The 14,731-nt window shown below is 73.1% G+C and carries 13 protein-coding genes; 6 read left to right on the top strand and 7 right to left on the bottom strand.

The features are described 5' to 3' along the window. Window position 1 precedes the first annotated feature (1 nt). The 3 genes from RIN75_RS03325 to RIN75_RS03315 are packed head-to-tail and all read left to right on the top strand — an operon-like array spanning window position 2 to window position 4,863. The gene (locus RIN75_RS03325; RefSeq protein WP_309110230.1) at window positions 2-1,771 is read left to right on the top strand and encodes a fibronectin type III domain-containing protein; all 1,770 of its coding nucleotides are present in this window, start codon (window positions 2-4) and stop codon (window positions 1,769-1,771) included. Between the two features lie 56 nt (window positions 1,772-1,827). Then, a complete protein-coding gene (locus RIN75_RS03320) occupies window positions 1,828-3,633 on the top strand; it encodes a fibronectin type III domain-containing protein (protein WP_309110229.1) in 1,806 nt (601 codons plus the stop codon). Window positions 3,634-3,681: 48 nt separating this feature from the next. Further along, entirely contained in the window at window positions 3,682-4,863 is a 1,182-nt protein-coding gene (locus tag RIN75_RS03315) for a thiolase family protein (protein WP_309110228.1), read from the top strand. Window positions 4,864-4,885: 22 nt separating this feature from the next. Here the strand turns inward: RIN75_RS03315 and RIN75_RS03310 are convergent, their stop codons facing one another. After that, on the bottom strand, window positions 4,886-5,509 hold the full coding sequence (locus RIN75_RS03310; RefSeq protein WP_309110227.1) for a putative glycolipid-binding domain-containing protein: 624 nt from the start codon (window positions 5,507-5,509) through the stop codon (window positions 4,886-4,888). Further along, window positions 5,506-5,679, bottom strand: a complete 174-nt coding sequence (locus tag RIN75_RS03305) for an antitoxin (protein ID WP_121223668.1) — start codon at window positions 5,677-5,679, stop codon at window positions 5,506-5,508. Before RIN75_RS03305 ends, RIN75_RS03310 begins: the two co-directional genes overlap by 4 nt. Before the next feature lie 144 nt (window positions 5,680-5,823). On the opposite strand from RIN75_RS03305, the gene RIN75_RS03300 reads away from it, so the two are divergent. Continuing rightward, window positions 5,824-7,134, top strand: coding sequence for a BNR-4 repeat-containing protein (locus RIN75_RS03300; RefSeq protein ID WP_309110226.1), 1,311 nt, complete (start codon window positions 5,824-5,826; stop codon window positions 7,132-7,134). Window positions 7,135-7,334: 200 nt separating this feature from the next. On the opposite strand, the gene RIN75_RS03295 is transcribed toward RIN75_RS03300, so the two are convergent. Together RIN75_RS03295 and RIN75_RS03290 are read right to left on the bottom strand one after the other, a co-directional pair. Beyond that, window positions 7,335-8,552 (bottom strand): thioester domain-containing protein, encoded by a 1,218-nt coding sequence (locus RIN75_RS03295; RefSeq protein ID WP_309110225.1) that lies wholly within the window; start codon window positions 8,550-8,552, stop codon window positions 7,335-7,337. Window positions 8,553-8,938: 386 nt separating this feature from the next. Next, the gene (locus RIN75_RS03290; RefSeq protein ID WP_309110224.1) at window positions 8,939-10,150 is read right to left on the bottom strand and encodes a DNA cytosine methyltransferase; all 1,212 of its coding nucleotides are present in this window, start codon (window positions 10,148-10,150) and stop codon (window positions 8,939-8,941) included. A 205-nt stretch (window positions 10,151-10,355) separates the two neighbouring features. Here RIN75_RS03290 and RIN75_RS03285 point away from each other — a divergent pair, with 205 nt between their 5' ends. Next, a complete protein-coding gene (locus tag RIN75_RS03285) occupies window positions 10,356-11,108 on the top strand; it encodes a hypothetical protein (RefSeq protein ID WP_309110223.1) in 753 nt (250 codons plus the stop codon). A gap of 67 nt (window positions 11,109-11,175) precedes the next feature. Here RIN75_RS03285 and RIN75_RS03280 read toward each other — a convergent pair whose 3' ends face one another. Both RIN75_RS03280 and RIN75_RS03275 read right to left on the bottom strand, forming a co-directional pair. Beyond that, window positions 11,176-12,609 (bottom strand): hypothetical protein, encoded by a 1,434-nt coding sequence (locus RIN75_RS03280; protein ID WP_309110222.1) that lies wholly within the window; start codon window positions 12,607-12,609, stop codon window positions 11,176-11,178. Between the two features lie 150 nt (window positions 12,610-12,759). Then, the gene (locus RIN75_RS03275) at window positions 12,760-12,972 is read right to left on the bottom strand and encodes a hypothetical protein (RefSeq protein WP_309110221.1); all 213 of its coding nucleotides are present in this window, start codon (window positions 12,970-12,972) and stop codon (window positions 12,760-12,762) included. A gap of 145 nt (window positions 12,973-13,117) precedes the next feature. Here RIN75_RS03275 and RIN75_RS03270 point away from each other — a divergent pair, with 145 nt between their 5' ends. Continuing rightward, window positions 13,118-13,942, top strand: coding sequence for an NAD-dependent epimerase/dehydratase family protein (locus RIN75_RS03270; protein ID WP_309110220.1), 825 nt, complete (start codon window positions 13,118-13,120; stop codon window positions 13,940-13,942). Here the strand turns inward: RIN75_RS03270 and RIN75_RS03265 are convergent. Next, window positions 13,939-14,520 (bottom strand): hypothetical protein, encoded by a 582-nt coding sequence (locus tag RIN75_RS03265; protein WP_309110219.1) that lies wholly within the window; start codon window positions 14,518-14,520, stop codon window positions 13,939-13,941. The two genes, RIN75_RS03270 and RIN75_RS03265, sit on opposite strands and share 4 nt — an antisense overlap. Between the last annotated feature and the right edge of the window lie 211 nt (window positions 14,521-14,731).

The following is a 14,731-nucleotide window of genomic DNA, read 5'->3' as shown; positions in this document are numbered from 1 at the left end:
GGTGGAGCGGCGCAAGGTCCTCGTCTGGGTCGGCGGGCTGGTGCTCGTGGCGGGCGCGGTGGTCGTGCTGCGCAACGAGTCCGCGCCGCCGCCGGCGCGGGAGTTCGGGCGGTTCCTGGACGAGCGGGTGGAGCACGTCGCCGACGCGCAACCGCTGCGCCGGCCCACCGACCTCAAGCTCACCGCACTGGACCGGACCAGCCTGCGGGCCACGTGGACGCCGACCGACGGCCTGACCCACGGCGGGTTCGAGGTCCGCTGGGGCGACCGGACGCGCCTGGTGCGGGCGACCGAGACCGAGCTGACCGACCTCGACCCGAACGGCGAGGTCACCGTGGAGGTGCGGGCGGTCGGGCCGCTCGGCGAGCGGTCGGAACCGGTGGTCGGCAAGGCCGTGCCGCGCCTGGCGCACGACGCGACGTGGGCCGACCAGCTCGTCCAGCCGATCGACCGGTTCGACGGTCCGGAGGCGCTGAGCCCGCGCCGCTGGCGGGTCGTCGACGGGGGCGGCGAGTGCCTGGGTCTGCGCCCGCTCAACGGCCGCCGCCTGGAGGTCACCTGCGACCTCCTCGACCTCCAGTCGAACGTGCCGCTGCGGCTCGGCGTGCCGGGTGCGGACGGTGCGGTCGGTCGGGTCGTGGTCACCACCGACGGGCCGACGTCCGCGGACGGCCGGGTGCTGGTGGCGTTGCTGCCCGAGCCGTTCCAGGACCTCGGGCACCTCACCAAGCCGTACCCGCCGGGGACGGTCGTGCTGACCATCGCCCGGCACGGTGCGACGTTCGACTTCGGCGAGGGCCTGTCCCCGACCACGAAGGTGGTCCCGGTCGTCGGCACCGCCCCGCCGCCCACGCCCGGCGTCCGGCACCGGTGGGAGCTGCGGGTGCTGCCGGACGCGGTGGTGGCGCTGCGGGACGGCGAGGCGCTGGCCACCGCGCCGGTCGCGGTGCCGTGGACGACCGCGCACCCCCGGATGGCGTTCCGGGACACGAGGGGCACCCGGGTGGACACCTTCGGCGTGGGCGGTGCGCCGGAGAGCCCGGTGCCGGTGTCCCTGGTGCAGCTGGGCACCACGCGCCCCATGGACGACACCCTCGTCCCGCTGGGCACCGTGGCCCCGAACCGGCTGGAAGGCGCGGGCGGCGTGCGGGTGGTCGCGCGGGTGGCGCAGCAGCGCGGGGACGTCCGGGACGTGCCGTTCACCGTGGAGTTCGGGGACCGGTCCGCGCCCGCCGTGACCGTGCCGCCGTTCAGCCGCACGGGGCCGATGGCCGCCCAGCTCGTCTACGCCGACTTCCCGCTGCCGCTGCCGGACCGGGAGGTCGAGGTCCGGTTGCGGGCGCCGGAGGCGTTCTTCGTGCTGGACGCGCACCTGGTGGTGGCCGACGGGCAGGCCACCGCGCGCCGGCCGCTGCCCAGGATGACCGACCGGGGACCGCAGGCCCCGGAGGTGCCGGCCCCGGCGGTGACCGTCGTGCACGAGAGCGGGCCGGGCGGGGCGTTCCCGCGGGGCGGCAAGGCGCGGGTGGTGGTCGAGCTGGACGGGACGCCGGGCGAGGTGGCGGCCGTCAAGGGCGTCGAGGTGGACCTCGACGGGCAGGGTGTCGTCGTGCTGCCCACGAACGGCTCGGCGGGCGGGCGGTACGAGTTCCTGCTGGACCTGGACCGGGTGTCGACCGGCAACCACCAGGTCGGCGTGCGGGTGCTCCCGGTGGACGAAGGCGGCCGGACCCGGTCGGCCGAGTACTCGTTCGAGATCCGGCCCCTGTAGATATCGGGTGCGCAACGTCCCGTGACCGCGATCACCCCGGCACCTAGCTTGGCGGCATGGACCGTCGCCGGATCGCCGTCATCGCCGCCGGTGTGGTGCTGTTCGGCGGGGTGGTGGCGGTGCTGCGGACCAACGGCGCGGGCGAGCCGGTCACCGCGACCTCGACCTCCCAGCCGCCGCCCACGTCCCTCGCGCCGTTCGCCGCACCGGGCGTGCTGGTGCCCACGCCGGGAGCCGCGCCCGAGTCGCCGCGCGGCCCCAGGGTGGTGCCGGGTCCGCGCCGGCTCCAGGTGCTGTGGACCGGGGACGCGCCGGGCTACGAGGTGCGCTGGGGCCGCGGCGGCGCACCGGACCAGACCAGGCTGGTCGCCCAGCCGGCGACCGAGCTGACCGGCCTCGACGACGGCGCCGAGTACACCGTCGACATCCGGGCGGTGGACGCGTTCGGCCAGCGGTCCGACCCGCTGCGGGTCACCGGCACGCCGAAGGCGGTCCAGGCCGGCGACTACGCCCTGGCGGACGCGTTCGACCAGGGCGGCGTCCCCGACCCGGCGCGGTGGCGGCTCGCGACGCGGGGCACGTGCGCGGCCCGCGCGGGCGACGGGAACGGCCGGCTGGTGATCAGCAGCACCTGCGCGGCGGCGCCGACGTCGTTGCGGTCGCGGGCGCCGTTCGTGCTGCGGGACGCGGACGACCTGGGCCGGTTCGTGGTGGAGACCGACGCGCCGGGCGCGGACGGCGAGCTGTTCCTCGACCTGGTCCCGGGGCCGGTCAGCACGCTGATGGGCGACGGCCTGCCGCCCGACACGATCCGGCTGCGGGTGGCGTCCGGCAACGGCAAGACCACCGCGGAGGTGGTCACGGCCGAGGGCACGCCGAGCACGGCGGTGCGGGAGGTGCCGGCGCTCCAGCACGCCCTGACCCACCGGTGGGAGCTGGCGCTGCGCCGCGACGGGACGCGGGTGCTGCTGGACGGCGAGGTGGTGGCGACCAGCCCGGCCGTGCCGCGGTGGCGGGAGGCGACCGCGCTGGTGTCGGTGGCCGGGCCGACCGGGCAGCGGGTGCACGTGGGGCTGGTGGCGTTCGACGGCGCCCCGACCAGCGCGCCGCCGTCGCTGCCGGGGCCGCCGGTCCAGGTGGCCGTGGAGCCGGACTCGCCGCCGCTGACCGGGTCGCCGATCATCGGGGTGGCCGGCGGGCAGTTGCGGATGACCCTCCTGCACACCGACGCCTCGCCGACCGCGCCGGAGTTCACCCTGGCCATCGGCGACGCGCGGGTCCCGCTGCGGCCCGCCGTGCCGGGCGCGCCGTGGCGGGCGGGCGTCGGGTACCCGCTGGTGGCGGACGTGCCGGCGAGCGCGTTGGTGGTCGACGACGGCCGGGTGAAGGCGAACGTGCTCACGCCGCTGCGCGTCCAGGCGACCCACGTCGACCTGGACCTGGCGCCCGCACCGGGGATGCCGACCACGGCGCCCTCCGGGGGGTCGTCCGCGCTGCCCGAGGTCGAACTGGAACTGGCGCGGATCGACGGGACGATCCTCGACGCGAGCGGCAAGCCGGTGCCGGAGGGTGCGACGGTGCACCGGGGGCGGCTGGTGTTCGACCTGACCCTGGCGGGGCGGCCGGGTCAGCGCGGCACGGGTCTGGCGGGGCTGGCCGGGTTCACCGTGCGGCTGGACGACGACCGGGTGGCGGCGGTGCCGACGAACCTGGGCGGACCGGGGGTGGTCGGCACGTACCGGCTGGCCCTGGACGCGAGCGGGCTGTCGCCGGGTCCGCACATGATCGAGGTCCGGGTGTTCGGCACGTCCGCCGGCACCCGGCCGACCTCGGCTTTCGTGCCGTTCCTGGTGACCGCGTGACCTGTGCGTGATCTGCCGGACCCGGGGGTCCGGTGTCACTATGGGGCCATGCAGCGCCCGCTGATCCTCGACGCCGCGCGCACGCCGTTCGGCCGCTACCGCGGCGGGCTGGCCGGGGTGCGCGTCGACGACCTGGCCGCCCTGCCGATCACCGAGCTGCTGCGCCGGCACCAGGTGGACCCGGCGCGGGTGGACGACGTCGTCTACGGCAACACGAACGGGGCGGGCGAGGAGAACCGGAACATCGGCCGGATGGCGGCGCTGCTGGCCGGGCTGCCCGCGACCGTGCCGGGGGTGGCGGTGAACCGGCTGTGCGCGTCCGGCGGCGAGGCGGTCGTGCAGGCGGCGCGGGCGCTGGCGCTGGGTGACGCGGACCTGCTCGTCGCGGGCGGGGTGGAGGGCATGACGCGGGCCCCGTTCGTGGTGGTGCGGCCGGACAAGCCGTTCGCCGACCGGTTGGAGTCGGTGTCCACCGCGCTGGGCTGGCGGCTGGTGAACCCGCGGATGCGGTCGGAGTGGACGGTGCCGCTCGGGCGGGCGGCGGAGGACGTGGCCGTGTCGCTGGGCATCACGCGCGAGCAGATGGACACGTACGCGCTGCGGTCGCACCGGCGGGCGTCGGCGGCGTGGGACGCGGGCGTGCACGACGGGTTCGCGTTCGCCGTACAGCTGCGGGACGGTGCGGCGGTGCGGCGGGACGAGTCGGTGCGGCCGGAGACGTCGCTGGAGAAGCTGGGCAAGCTGGCGTCGGCGTTCTCCGAGGGCGGGCCGGTCACGGCGGGCAACTCGTCGCCGTTGAGCGACGGCGCGGTGGCGGTGCTGATGGGCACCGAGCAGGTGGCGGCCGACCTGGGCGTCGCGCCGCTCGCGGAGTTCCTGGGCAGCGCGGTGACCGCCGACGAGCCGCACCGGTTCACGCTGACCCCGGTGACCGCGATCCGGAAGCTGCTGGCGCGGCTGAAGCTGGACGCCGAGGACGTCGACCTGTGGGAGATCAACGAGGCGTTCGCGGCGATGGCGCTGTCCGTGCTGCACCACCTGCCGGAGGTGGCGCGCGAGAAGGTCAACGTGCACGGCGGCGCGATCGCCTACGGCCACCCGCTCGGCGCGTCGCTGCCCCGCGTGGTGGTCGACCTGTGCCGGCACCTGCGGGCCCGCGGCGGCGGCACCGGCATCGCGGCGGCGTGCGTCGGCGTGGGCCAGGGCATGGCCATCGCGGTACGCGCCTGACCCACCACGACCAGCGCCGCCGTCAGATGCGGTAGGCGATGCCGGGGTAGTCGACGACCAGGCCGGTGCGGTCCACGGTGATGTCCTGCTGGAAGTCGCCGCTCTCGAACGACACCACGGAGTGCTCCTCGCCCACCGACACGGTCCGGTACTTCTGCCGCACCAGCCGCACGGACAGGTCGGGCAGCGTCACGTACACCACGGGCAGCTCGTGCTCGCCGGGCTCCAGCTGGAGGTTCAGCCGCCGCACCGGGATGGCGTTGAACAGCACCGCGGACTGCACGTCCACGTCCACCGCCCCGTCGAAGTCGGCCCGCTCGGCGCCCTGGCCGTAGTCGACCAGCCAGGCGCCCTCCGAGGACCGGGACACCGAGATCTGGCGCTCCTCGGACACCGTGGCGGTGCGCAGCAGCAGCCGGGTGACGTTGCCGGTCTCGCCGACGCTCACCTCGAACGAGCCGCTGAACTGCTCCTCCGGCCCGGCCGTCACGATCCGGCCGGACGCCCGCAGCTTGCGCTCCGACAGCAGGAAGCGGACCTGTTCGAGCCGGGGCACGTCGTACCCCTGCCACGTCACGATCTGCGCGGAAGGAGAGCGGGCCTCCCCGGTCTGGGTGACCCGCTCAGCCGTGTTGAACGAGTTCACTCTCCACCCGGAAGGATGTCCTTGGCCTTCTCGGCCACCTGCTTGACCTGCTCCTCGTGACCGAACTTGCCCGCGATGAAGTCGGCCGCGGCGTCGATGCCCTGGTCCACCTTCTCGTGGTTCTCCTCGAGCAGCTCGGACGCCTTGTTCTTGATCTCGTCGAAGTTCATCGTGCTCCTTCGCACTCCTGACGCAGGCTACCCGAATCGCCCCGGCGTCCCCAGCGGCAAACGCTACCTCCGGCGTGCGAGGATGGCTCGCCGCCGCCTGGTCGGCCACGCCCGCGTGGTCGCGAACCAGGAGGTAACCGCCACATGTCACGGCTGTCGAGCCTGTTGGCACTGCTCATGCTGATCCCGGTGGCCCCCGCGCACGCCCGCGCGGAGGGCTTCACCGTCCAGACCCCCGCCACGTCGGTCGCCGCCCGCAGCGACCGCCGCCCGGTGGCGGGCGGGGTGCACGACCCGGTCGCCCGCAAGACGTTCATCTCGTGGTCGGGGCGGTACGAGGACAACCACGTCCAGTCCTACGACCACCGCACCGGCACGTGGTCCGCGCCGGTGAAGGTCGGCGAGGGGGGTTCGGACGCGCACAACTACCCGACGATGGTCCAGGCGCCGGACGGGCACCTGCTGGTGTTCCGCGGCATGCACAACGTCGAGCTGGTCATGTCCCGCTCGCCGCGGCCGCGGTCGATCGAGGGCGCCTGGACCGAGCGGGTGATCTCGCGGGACGCGGCGACCTACCCGATGCCGTTCGTCGCCCCGGACGGCGCGGTGTACGTGTTCTTCCGCGAGACGTCGGGGGACCTCGACCCGAGCGTCCCGACCGACACCCGGCCGATGCGGTACGTCGTCTCCCACGACAGCGGCAAGACCTGGCGCACGTCGCGGGAGCTGACCGGCCACCCGTTCGTGATCGGCTCGACCAGCCGCGCGGACAACATGAACGAGATCTACATCGGCCAGCTCCGCCCGGAGCGCGACGGGCGGGTGCGGATCGTCTACACGCTCGCCGGCGGCGGACCGGAGGGCCACCGGCACGACCGGTACCACCGCAACGTCTACTACACGTGGTTCGACCCGCGGAACCGGCACTTCTACTCGGCGGCCGGCCACGACCTCGGCACCCAGGTCGACGACGCCGACCAGGAGCAGCACCTGAAGGTCGCCGAGACACCTCTGACCGTGCCGGGCGGGGTGAAGTCGCCGGACTACATCCAGCTGGTCGGCGTGACGGCGGGCCGGCCGTTCGTGCTGTGGTTCACGGGTGACCCGGACGGCGGCCCGCTGCACAACTTCCTGTCCCGCTGGACCGGCACCCGGTGGGAGACCCGTGAGGTGGCACGCGGCCTGCGCACCCGCGAGATGGAGCCGCTGCACGGCGGCACGACGTGGCGCGTCTACGCGACCACGCAGGACGGTGCGCCGGGCGTGCGGACGTTCCTGGTGCGCGACGGGCGGTGGACGGCCGACGCGGTGATCCCGACGCCCAAGCCGGTGCAGCGGATCGAGCTGATCACGGGCTTCCGCGACCCGGCCCGCGTGCTCATGTCCGGCGCGTCGAGTGCGAGGGACGTCGCGATCGCCGATGGCGACATCTACGTGGCCGGCCTGAAGCGCTGACCCACCAAATCGGACAGAACCGACCAAAGCGAACGGCCCCCTCGGAAGATCCCGAGGGGGCCGTTCCAGCCGGTCCGGCGAGGCCGCGTCGGCCTGTCGCGGTGCCGTTCCCTCCGATCACGTTCTTCGACCGGAGGGAACGCGCCGCGATGGGCCGACTAAAGGCGGCCTGGCCCGCCGCGACGGAGTCGCGGCAAATCCTACGCGGCCTTCTTGCGGCGCACGATGATCAGTGCGGCCGCACCGGCACCGAGCAGGCCGAGGCCGATCAGCAGCGGCACGAAGATGGACGCACCGGTCTGGGCCAGGTCGTCGTCACCGCCACCGGCGGCCGGGGCCGGGGTGGTGGTGGTCGTCGTGGTCGTGGTGGTCGTGGTCGTCGTCGTGGTCTCGGACGTCGGCGTGGTGGGCTTGACGTTCTCGACCCACTTGAGCTTGCCGGAGTCCTTCACCGACGCCGGGGTCGGCTTCGCGATGACCAGCGACTGGGTCTTCTGCTTGCGGTCCTTCGCGACGAACAGGCGGCCGTGCTGGAGTTCCGCGGTGGCGCGCACGGTGAAGGTGGCCTCGCCCGGCTCGACGCCCTCGTCGACCTTGAAGTAGATCTCGGCGATGTTCACCTCGGAGGCCGCGGTCAGCTCGCCCTTCTTCTGGACGGCCACCTCGCCGCCGTCCTTGTCGCTGAACCGGACGCCCTGGGGCAGGTTCGCCTCGACGGTGCCGGTCTTGGCCGTGCTGCTGATGACGAACGGGCCGATGACCGTGCCCGCCTTGCCCTCCAGCTCCTTCGGCTCGATCTTCAGCGTCGGGGCGGGCTCCTGGTCGAGGCCCGGGTTGTTCGCGCCCGTCAGCTTGTTGTACATCGCGACGACGTCGGCGTCGACGCTCGGGTCCTCGGCGGTCGCGTCCGAGGTGTTCAGGTCGACGCCGTCGGTGTAGTGCCAGATGGCGGCCTGGGTGGCCGCGATCACCGAGCTCTTCTTGGCACCCTCGGCACCCAGCTCCTTGGCCGCTTCCTTCGCGTCCTTCTTCGGGTAGCTGTTGTGGAGGATCCAGTTGACCTTGGCGGCGTTCTCCGGGAACTTGCTCTCGGAGTTCGGGTGCTCACCCCACGGGACCTCTTCGAGCGGCGTGTTGTCCTCGAGCCGCGTGGGCAGCTCGACGCAGTACGCGGTCGCCGTGTCCTTCTCGCCACCCTCGGTGATCTTGAGGCCGATCAGCTCGGCGTTGACGGGCTTGCCGTCGTTGTAGTCCTTGTCGCCCTTCTTCAGGTGCACGCCCATGCCGGGCTCGTCGGCGCCGGGGAACGGCTTGACCTCGACGGCGTCGGCGGACGCGGGAAGCGCGGCGTTCAGGAAGAGAAGAGAGGCGCCAAGGACCGCAGCCCCTACGCGCTTCAGGGTCAACCGGGGTGCCATGTGTCTCCTTGAGGCTCGCGAGTAGCCCGTTGGTGTGTTTCAAAAAGGCGGCGGGCTTCGAGTCGTCTTCGGGGGACCGCCTGGCAGGGGGCTCCGACACCGAATCGACAGGAATCGGCCGAACACTATCCGATCGAGTTACCCCCGAACAGGTGTGGGTGACACTCTGTGTAGCACTGGCTACGAGCAGCCAAAACGCGAGTGGATAGTCCACAATGGACGATCCACAGGGGTGTCGGAGTCGGCTGGACGGCCGTTTCGGCCGCCGGCGAAAGGTCTCAGGTCAGTCCACGCGAGACGCATCACCGCAGGTCAGCAAGGGCGTGGACCACCGACGCGGAAACCTCGCGGCACAAACCGACGCCGGTCCGTTGCCGAAAAGTGATCTAGGCGACCAGTTCCGCCGCGCCGACCGGCCGGATGTCCCCCACCCGCAACGAGGTCCCGGGCAGGCACAGGTCCTTCGCCGTCGGCGGCTGTCCACTGAGGATCCACTTGCACAACGCCGCCAGCTGGTATGAAACCAACGGCGGAACGGCATCCCCCAAGTGGCGGTAAGCGTTGCCGATGATGGACACGTCGAACCGGAACTTGCGCGGGAACCCTTGCAACAGCGCCATTTCCCGGACCGTGCACAGCCGGTGCTGGACGGGGTGCGCGTACCGGCCGTTGCCGACGTGCCCGCACTCGCGCTTGATCGTCCGCGCCGGCTCGTCCCACCACATGCGCCCGTACACGTCCGGGTGGGACCCCCACTTGCCGTCGTCGATGATCTTGCGCTGCGCCGGGTTCAGCAGCTCCTCCGCCGGCGACCCGACCAGGTCGCCCCACGACCCGCCGTCCGCCGGGATCGCCATCATGCGTTCGAGGGACTTCGCACTGCGGAACGACGGCGACACGTGCATCGCGTCCTCGGGGTCCGCCACCCCGGCCTCGACCGGCGGCAGCTTGCCGATCGCCCGCCGGACGGTCACCGCGCCGGGCCTGACTTCCCAGCCCGACCAGAGGTCCTCCATGGTCCGCAGCGGCACGCCGGCGTCCACGGCGACCACCATCGCGCGCTCCCGCAACTGCGGCAGCCCGAACCTGGACAGCATGTGGCAGCTCGCGTCCACTTCGTACCCGAGTTCGACGAGCTGGTCGACCAGGCCGTCGAGGTGGTGGCGCTGCTTGCCCTTCACCAGCTCGCGGGCGTTCTCCAGCAGCATGACCCGGGGCCGGAACTCCGCCACGTACGCCGCGACCCGGCCGACCAGCGAGTTGCGCGGGTCGTCGCGCAGGTGGTTGGCGGGCGAGATGCGGGTGAAGCCGGAGCACGGCGGGCAGGCGACCAGCACGTCCAGCTCGCCGCGGCGCAGGTTCCACACCTGCCGCAGCACGGCCGGGTCGAGCCGCCCGAGGTCCACCTGGAGGGGGTCGACGCCGATGTTGTCGCGGTAGGTCCCGTTGCAGCGCAACGACCCGAGCCGCGACGACGGCTTGCCGATCTGCGCGTCCGCCGCGCCGACCACGGTGAAGTCGCGGTGCGCTTGGAACCCGAGGCTCATCCCGCCCGCGCCGGAGAACAGGTCGACGACCTTGTAGCTGGGTCCGCGCACCCGCCGATCCTACGGCGCGACACCAAATCCCCCGGCGCGCGGTTGCCGGGTGTCGACGGTGTGGATCACGTAGCTTGCCCGACGCGAGGCCGCGTCGGTGTGTCGCGGGGTGTTCGGGACGGATCATGCTTTTCGATCCGACCCGAACACCCCGCGACACACCGACCCGCCCGGCGGCCGAGCCGCCGCGACGAAGGAGCGGCAATTGGACACAGCGCTGCCACCCGCCTGGCAACGACCAGACCCGTTGCGCGGCTTGGAGAAAGTCCCGTGGTCCGAATTGGACCACGGTCACCGGGTCGATGTGCTGCTGCGTGCGACGGCGCAAGGTGATCTTGACGCTTGCACTGACCTCGAAGCGCGGCTGCTGGACGACGACACGGTGTCGGAGGCGAGCTTCCACGCCGTGCCGTTCCTCGTCGAGCTGGGGGCGAACTACAAGGTGCCCGGCGCGGCCCGGGACCGGGTGGTGTTCCTGCTGGCCGCGATGGCCCTGGCGGGCGCGGGGTTCACCGACGACGGCAAGCGGACCCGCCGGCACTGGAACCCGTTGCGCCGCGAGCTGCCCCGCCAGCCGCCGGACTGGATCACCCAGACCCGCTACGCCGTCGCCAAGGGCGCGCCGAAGGTGTTCGACGCGCTGGCGGGTGCGGAGGTGGCCTGCGCGCTCGCCCTGGCCGTCGCCGTGCCGGAGGTGGTGCCCAAGCACGTGGTGGACGTGGCGCAGGGCATCGCGTTCGCGGGCACCCACCCGCAGCTGCTGGTGGAGGCCGCGTGCGTCGCCCTGCACCTGCTGCTGGACGAGGGCACGGACGACACGTGGGCGTACGCCATCGCGCAGGGCGACGCCGAGGAACTGGCCCGCTACGAGGGCGGCGCGTACCCGGCCCACCAGCCGCCCGCCGTGACGGCGCAGCTGATGGGCTTCCGGTACGCGTTCCGCGCGGCCTACGGCTGAACCCGCGCCGGCCGCGAGCCGGCGGGTCAGGCCGCGAAGCCGGTGGCGCAGCGGTAAAGCCGGTGGGTCAGGCCGTGACGGCGCCCAGTTCGACCACGGGCGCCAGGACCTCGTCGTCCGCGGCGACCGGGACGGCGGGTTCCAGCGGGCCGAGCGCGGTGCCCCACTCCTGGTCGGCCAGGGCGAAGGCGGCGACGGTCAGCGCCACCACCGGCCGGCCCAGGTTGAGCTGGTCGGCGACGAAGTCCAGCTCCAGCCGGGCGCCCAGCGGCGACGGGCGCAGCCGCAGGAACCCGTGCGGGGTCTCGTCGGGGTGGGCGAACCGGCACGACCACTCGGTGAACACGATCGGGCGTTCCACCGTCTCGGTCGGGTTGAGCGCGCGGACGTTGGCGCCGACCGAACCGTGCCGGAACGCGTCCGCCGCCCCGACCAGCAGCTCCTCGAACTCGATGGACGAGATGCCCAGGTCGTGCCCGGCCACCAGGGCGACCTGCACCAGCGCCAGCGGCAACTGGGGGAGGGCGTCCTCGAAGCACACCATCGCGCCGCCGTAGCGGGTGTTGATCTCGGTGGGCAGGAAGCCGTCCGCGGTGGCGATGCCGTCGAGGGTGAACGTGCCGCGGTAGTCGACCGTCTCGCGCAGGCGTTCGCCGACCCGGCGGGCCAGGTTGCGCATCTCCTCGCGGATGCGCGCCGGCGGGTCGTAGTAGGACGCGCAGCCCGCGTACAGGAACCGGGCCTGGCCCGCGCGGCGCGGGACGACCATCTCGATCGGCCGCAGCACGGCGGTGCCGTCCGGGAAGACGATGCCGTGCACGCTGACCGGGATGCCCTCCAGGAACGGCATCACGCGGACGAACTCGCACTTGGGCGCGAGCACCTGGAACGCGTCCAGGGCCTCTTCGCGGTTGCGCACGCGGCGCACGAAGTTCGCGCCGCCGTTGATCGCCGGGCCGTCGCCGGACCAGACGACGCCCGCGCCCCGGTCGAGCTTGAGCGTGGCCTCCCACAGGCCCTCGAAGTCGAGGTCCAGCACGACGGCCGGGGCGCGGGGCGCGGACAGCTCGTCCCACAGCGCGTCGATCGTGGTCTTGTTCTCCAGGTCCACCCATTCGGGGCGGCGCGCGTTGAGCACGGGCCGGCCCGCGAACTCGGGCGTGTGCACGTAGGGGGTGCTGATCACCAGCGCGTCGCCGGTCGGGTCGAAGTCCTCCAGGACCTCGCGGACGCGGCGGTTGGGCGAGGTGAGCAGCCGGGTCAGGCGGTTCTGCTCGACGGCGACGAACCCGCCCGCGATGCCCAGCGGCACCCAGCGGGCCACCTCGGAGTCGTGCAGCGGCGCGTGGTCGTCCGTCGAGAGCACGAGCGTATGGCGGGCACCGAGCTGGTGCAGCTCACCGGCGCGCGTACTCAGCCGGGTACCACCCGCGAGCACGACCAGCCGGTCGCCGAACAACGTGCCGAGGCGCGCGTGGAGCGCGGAAAGGACATGATCCATCGCCGAGAACTCGCTTTATGAGAAGCAGACGAGACAACCGGCGAGCGCCGGGTGTCACGCACTGTAGAGGTCCGCGAGTGGATCGGCCTAGCACGGTCCGGCAACGACCGGATGAAACTTGCCGATGGCGGTGGAACCCGCCGCGCGAGATCATCGAGCGGCGGTGCGAAGTACCTGGTCAACCTGGTTGAGGAAGGCCGTCCGGCGGTTGGCCTGGGGCACCTGGAGGAGGAGGCCGAGCAGCGTGTCGTCGAGCGACGGCGGTGCGGCGGCGACGATCGCCGCGGCGGTCTCCAGGAAGCGCTGCCGCTTGGCCTCGTGCACGGCGTGCTCCGCGAGAACGCCCTCGATGCTCGTGTGCATGGCTGGGTGCGGGTAACTCACTTGGGTTGTATCGGTCGCCACCGGCAACACCTTTAGGGTCAATTTCCACCACTTCGCCGCCACCCGTCCGGGTGGTTCCGGGCCTCCACCCCGCCGGCCGGGTGATCGTGCTGGGATGTGCGGCATGCGTGTTCTGGTCACCGGCAGCCGCGGCTACCTGGGTCGTCACGTCGTGGCGGGGCTCGCCGCCGCCGGGCACGAGGTCATCCCCTTCGCGGGCGATGTCCGCACCGCCGAGGTCCCTTTGTGCGACGGGATCGTGCACCTCGCGGCACTCGTGCGGATCAGGGAATCGTTCAACAATCCCCTCGACTACTACGACGTCAACGTGACCGGCACGTTGCGGCTGCTGCGCGCCGGCGCGCCGCGGTTCGTCCTGGCGTCCACGGCCGGGGTGTACGGGACGCCGTGCGGCCCGGTGCTCGCCGAAGATCACCCGCGGGTGCCCGCGAACCCTTACGCGGCCACGAAAGCCGCCGCCGAGGACGCCGTCGCCTGGACCGCGGGGACCGGTGTGGCGGGGGCCGTGCTGAGGTTGTTCAACATCGCGGGCGCCGGCGACCACGACGAGACGCGGCTGATCACCCGGGCCTGCGCGGTGGCGGCCGGTCGGGTGCCCGCTCTGGACGTCTACGGCGATGGCACGGCGGTGCGCGACTTCGTCCACGTCCGCGACGCGGCCGCCGCCTTCGTCCTGGCCCTGGAGACCGCCGAGCCCGGCCGGTGCGAGGCCTACAACGTCGGCGCGACCCCGGCGAGCGTGACCGACGTGCTCGCGGCTGCCGAACGCGTCACCGGGCGCGAGATCCCGGTCGTCCACCACCCGGCGCACCCCGGCGAGACGCGTGAGCAGCGGGCGGACACCGGGAAGCTGCGCGCGCTGGGCTGGGTGCCGCGCGAGTCCTCGCTGGCGGAGATCGTCCGCGACCAGTGGGCGGGTGAGGTCTAGCGGCGGACGGCTTCCCACGGGATGCGCAGGACCCGGCTGCCGGCGAGGAGTTGGACGCCGAGCTTTTCGGTGAGCTGGTAGCGCTGGGCGGGGGAGGTGGGTGTCTCCGCTTGGTCGGGCGGGTCGGTGACGGGCTGGAGGTGCTGCTCGTGCGGTGGCTCGGCGGGCACCACCGGCGGGTCGACCGGGACCTGGCGCGCGTCGGCCGGCATCGGGTCGCGCGGAGCGACTGACGGGTCCGGGTGGCGATCGGCCGGCGGCCCTTGGTCGCGCGACTCGGCCGGCCGGGGGTCGTCCGGGGCGGTCGGCGGGTGGTTGGCGTCGACCGGTTCGGCTGGGGTGGTCGGGACGGCGACGGCGTCCAGTTCGGCCGCGCCCGCCAGCAGTTCGGCCGCCAGTTCCTCGGTGATGCGCCGGTGCAGCTCGGCCGTGTGCCGCAGGGCCACGGGGTTGCCGCGATCGGCCTCCCACAGGTGCTGGAGGTCGTGCACGAACAGGTTGTACCGCTGGATCCGCCGCGCGACGCCGTCGTGGGTGTCGTGCACGGCCCGCCACGCTTCGGCGAGCCGGTCGCGCACGTCGGCGAACCGCTCGCTCGTCGGACCGTGCCAGAACTCGGGCCGGATGCCGGGCAGCTGGTCCGCGCCGTCGGCGAGCGGTTCCCGCTGGGCGGCGGTCGTGTCGGCGAAGGCACGGGTCCAGCCCGGGTCACCGGGAGCCTGGTCCGCCGTCCGCGACCGCGAGGAACCGGCCGGCCAGCTCCTCCAACTCGCGCGGGTCGACCGAGAA

The organism is Saccharothrix sp. (genome assembly GCF_031180885.1).
Taxonomy (GTDB): Bacteria; Actinomycetota; Actinomycetes; order Mycobacteriales; family Pseudonocardiaceae; genus Actinosynnema.
Note: the sequence above shows the minus strand (reverse complement) of the source record. Positions and strands in the feature narration are given on the sequence as shown.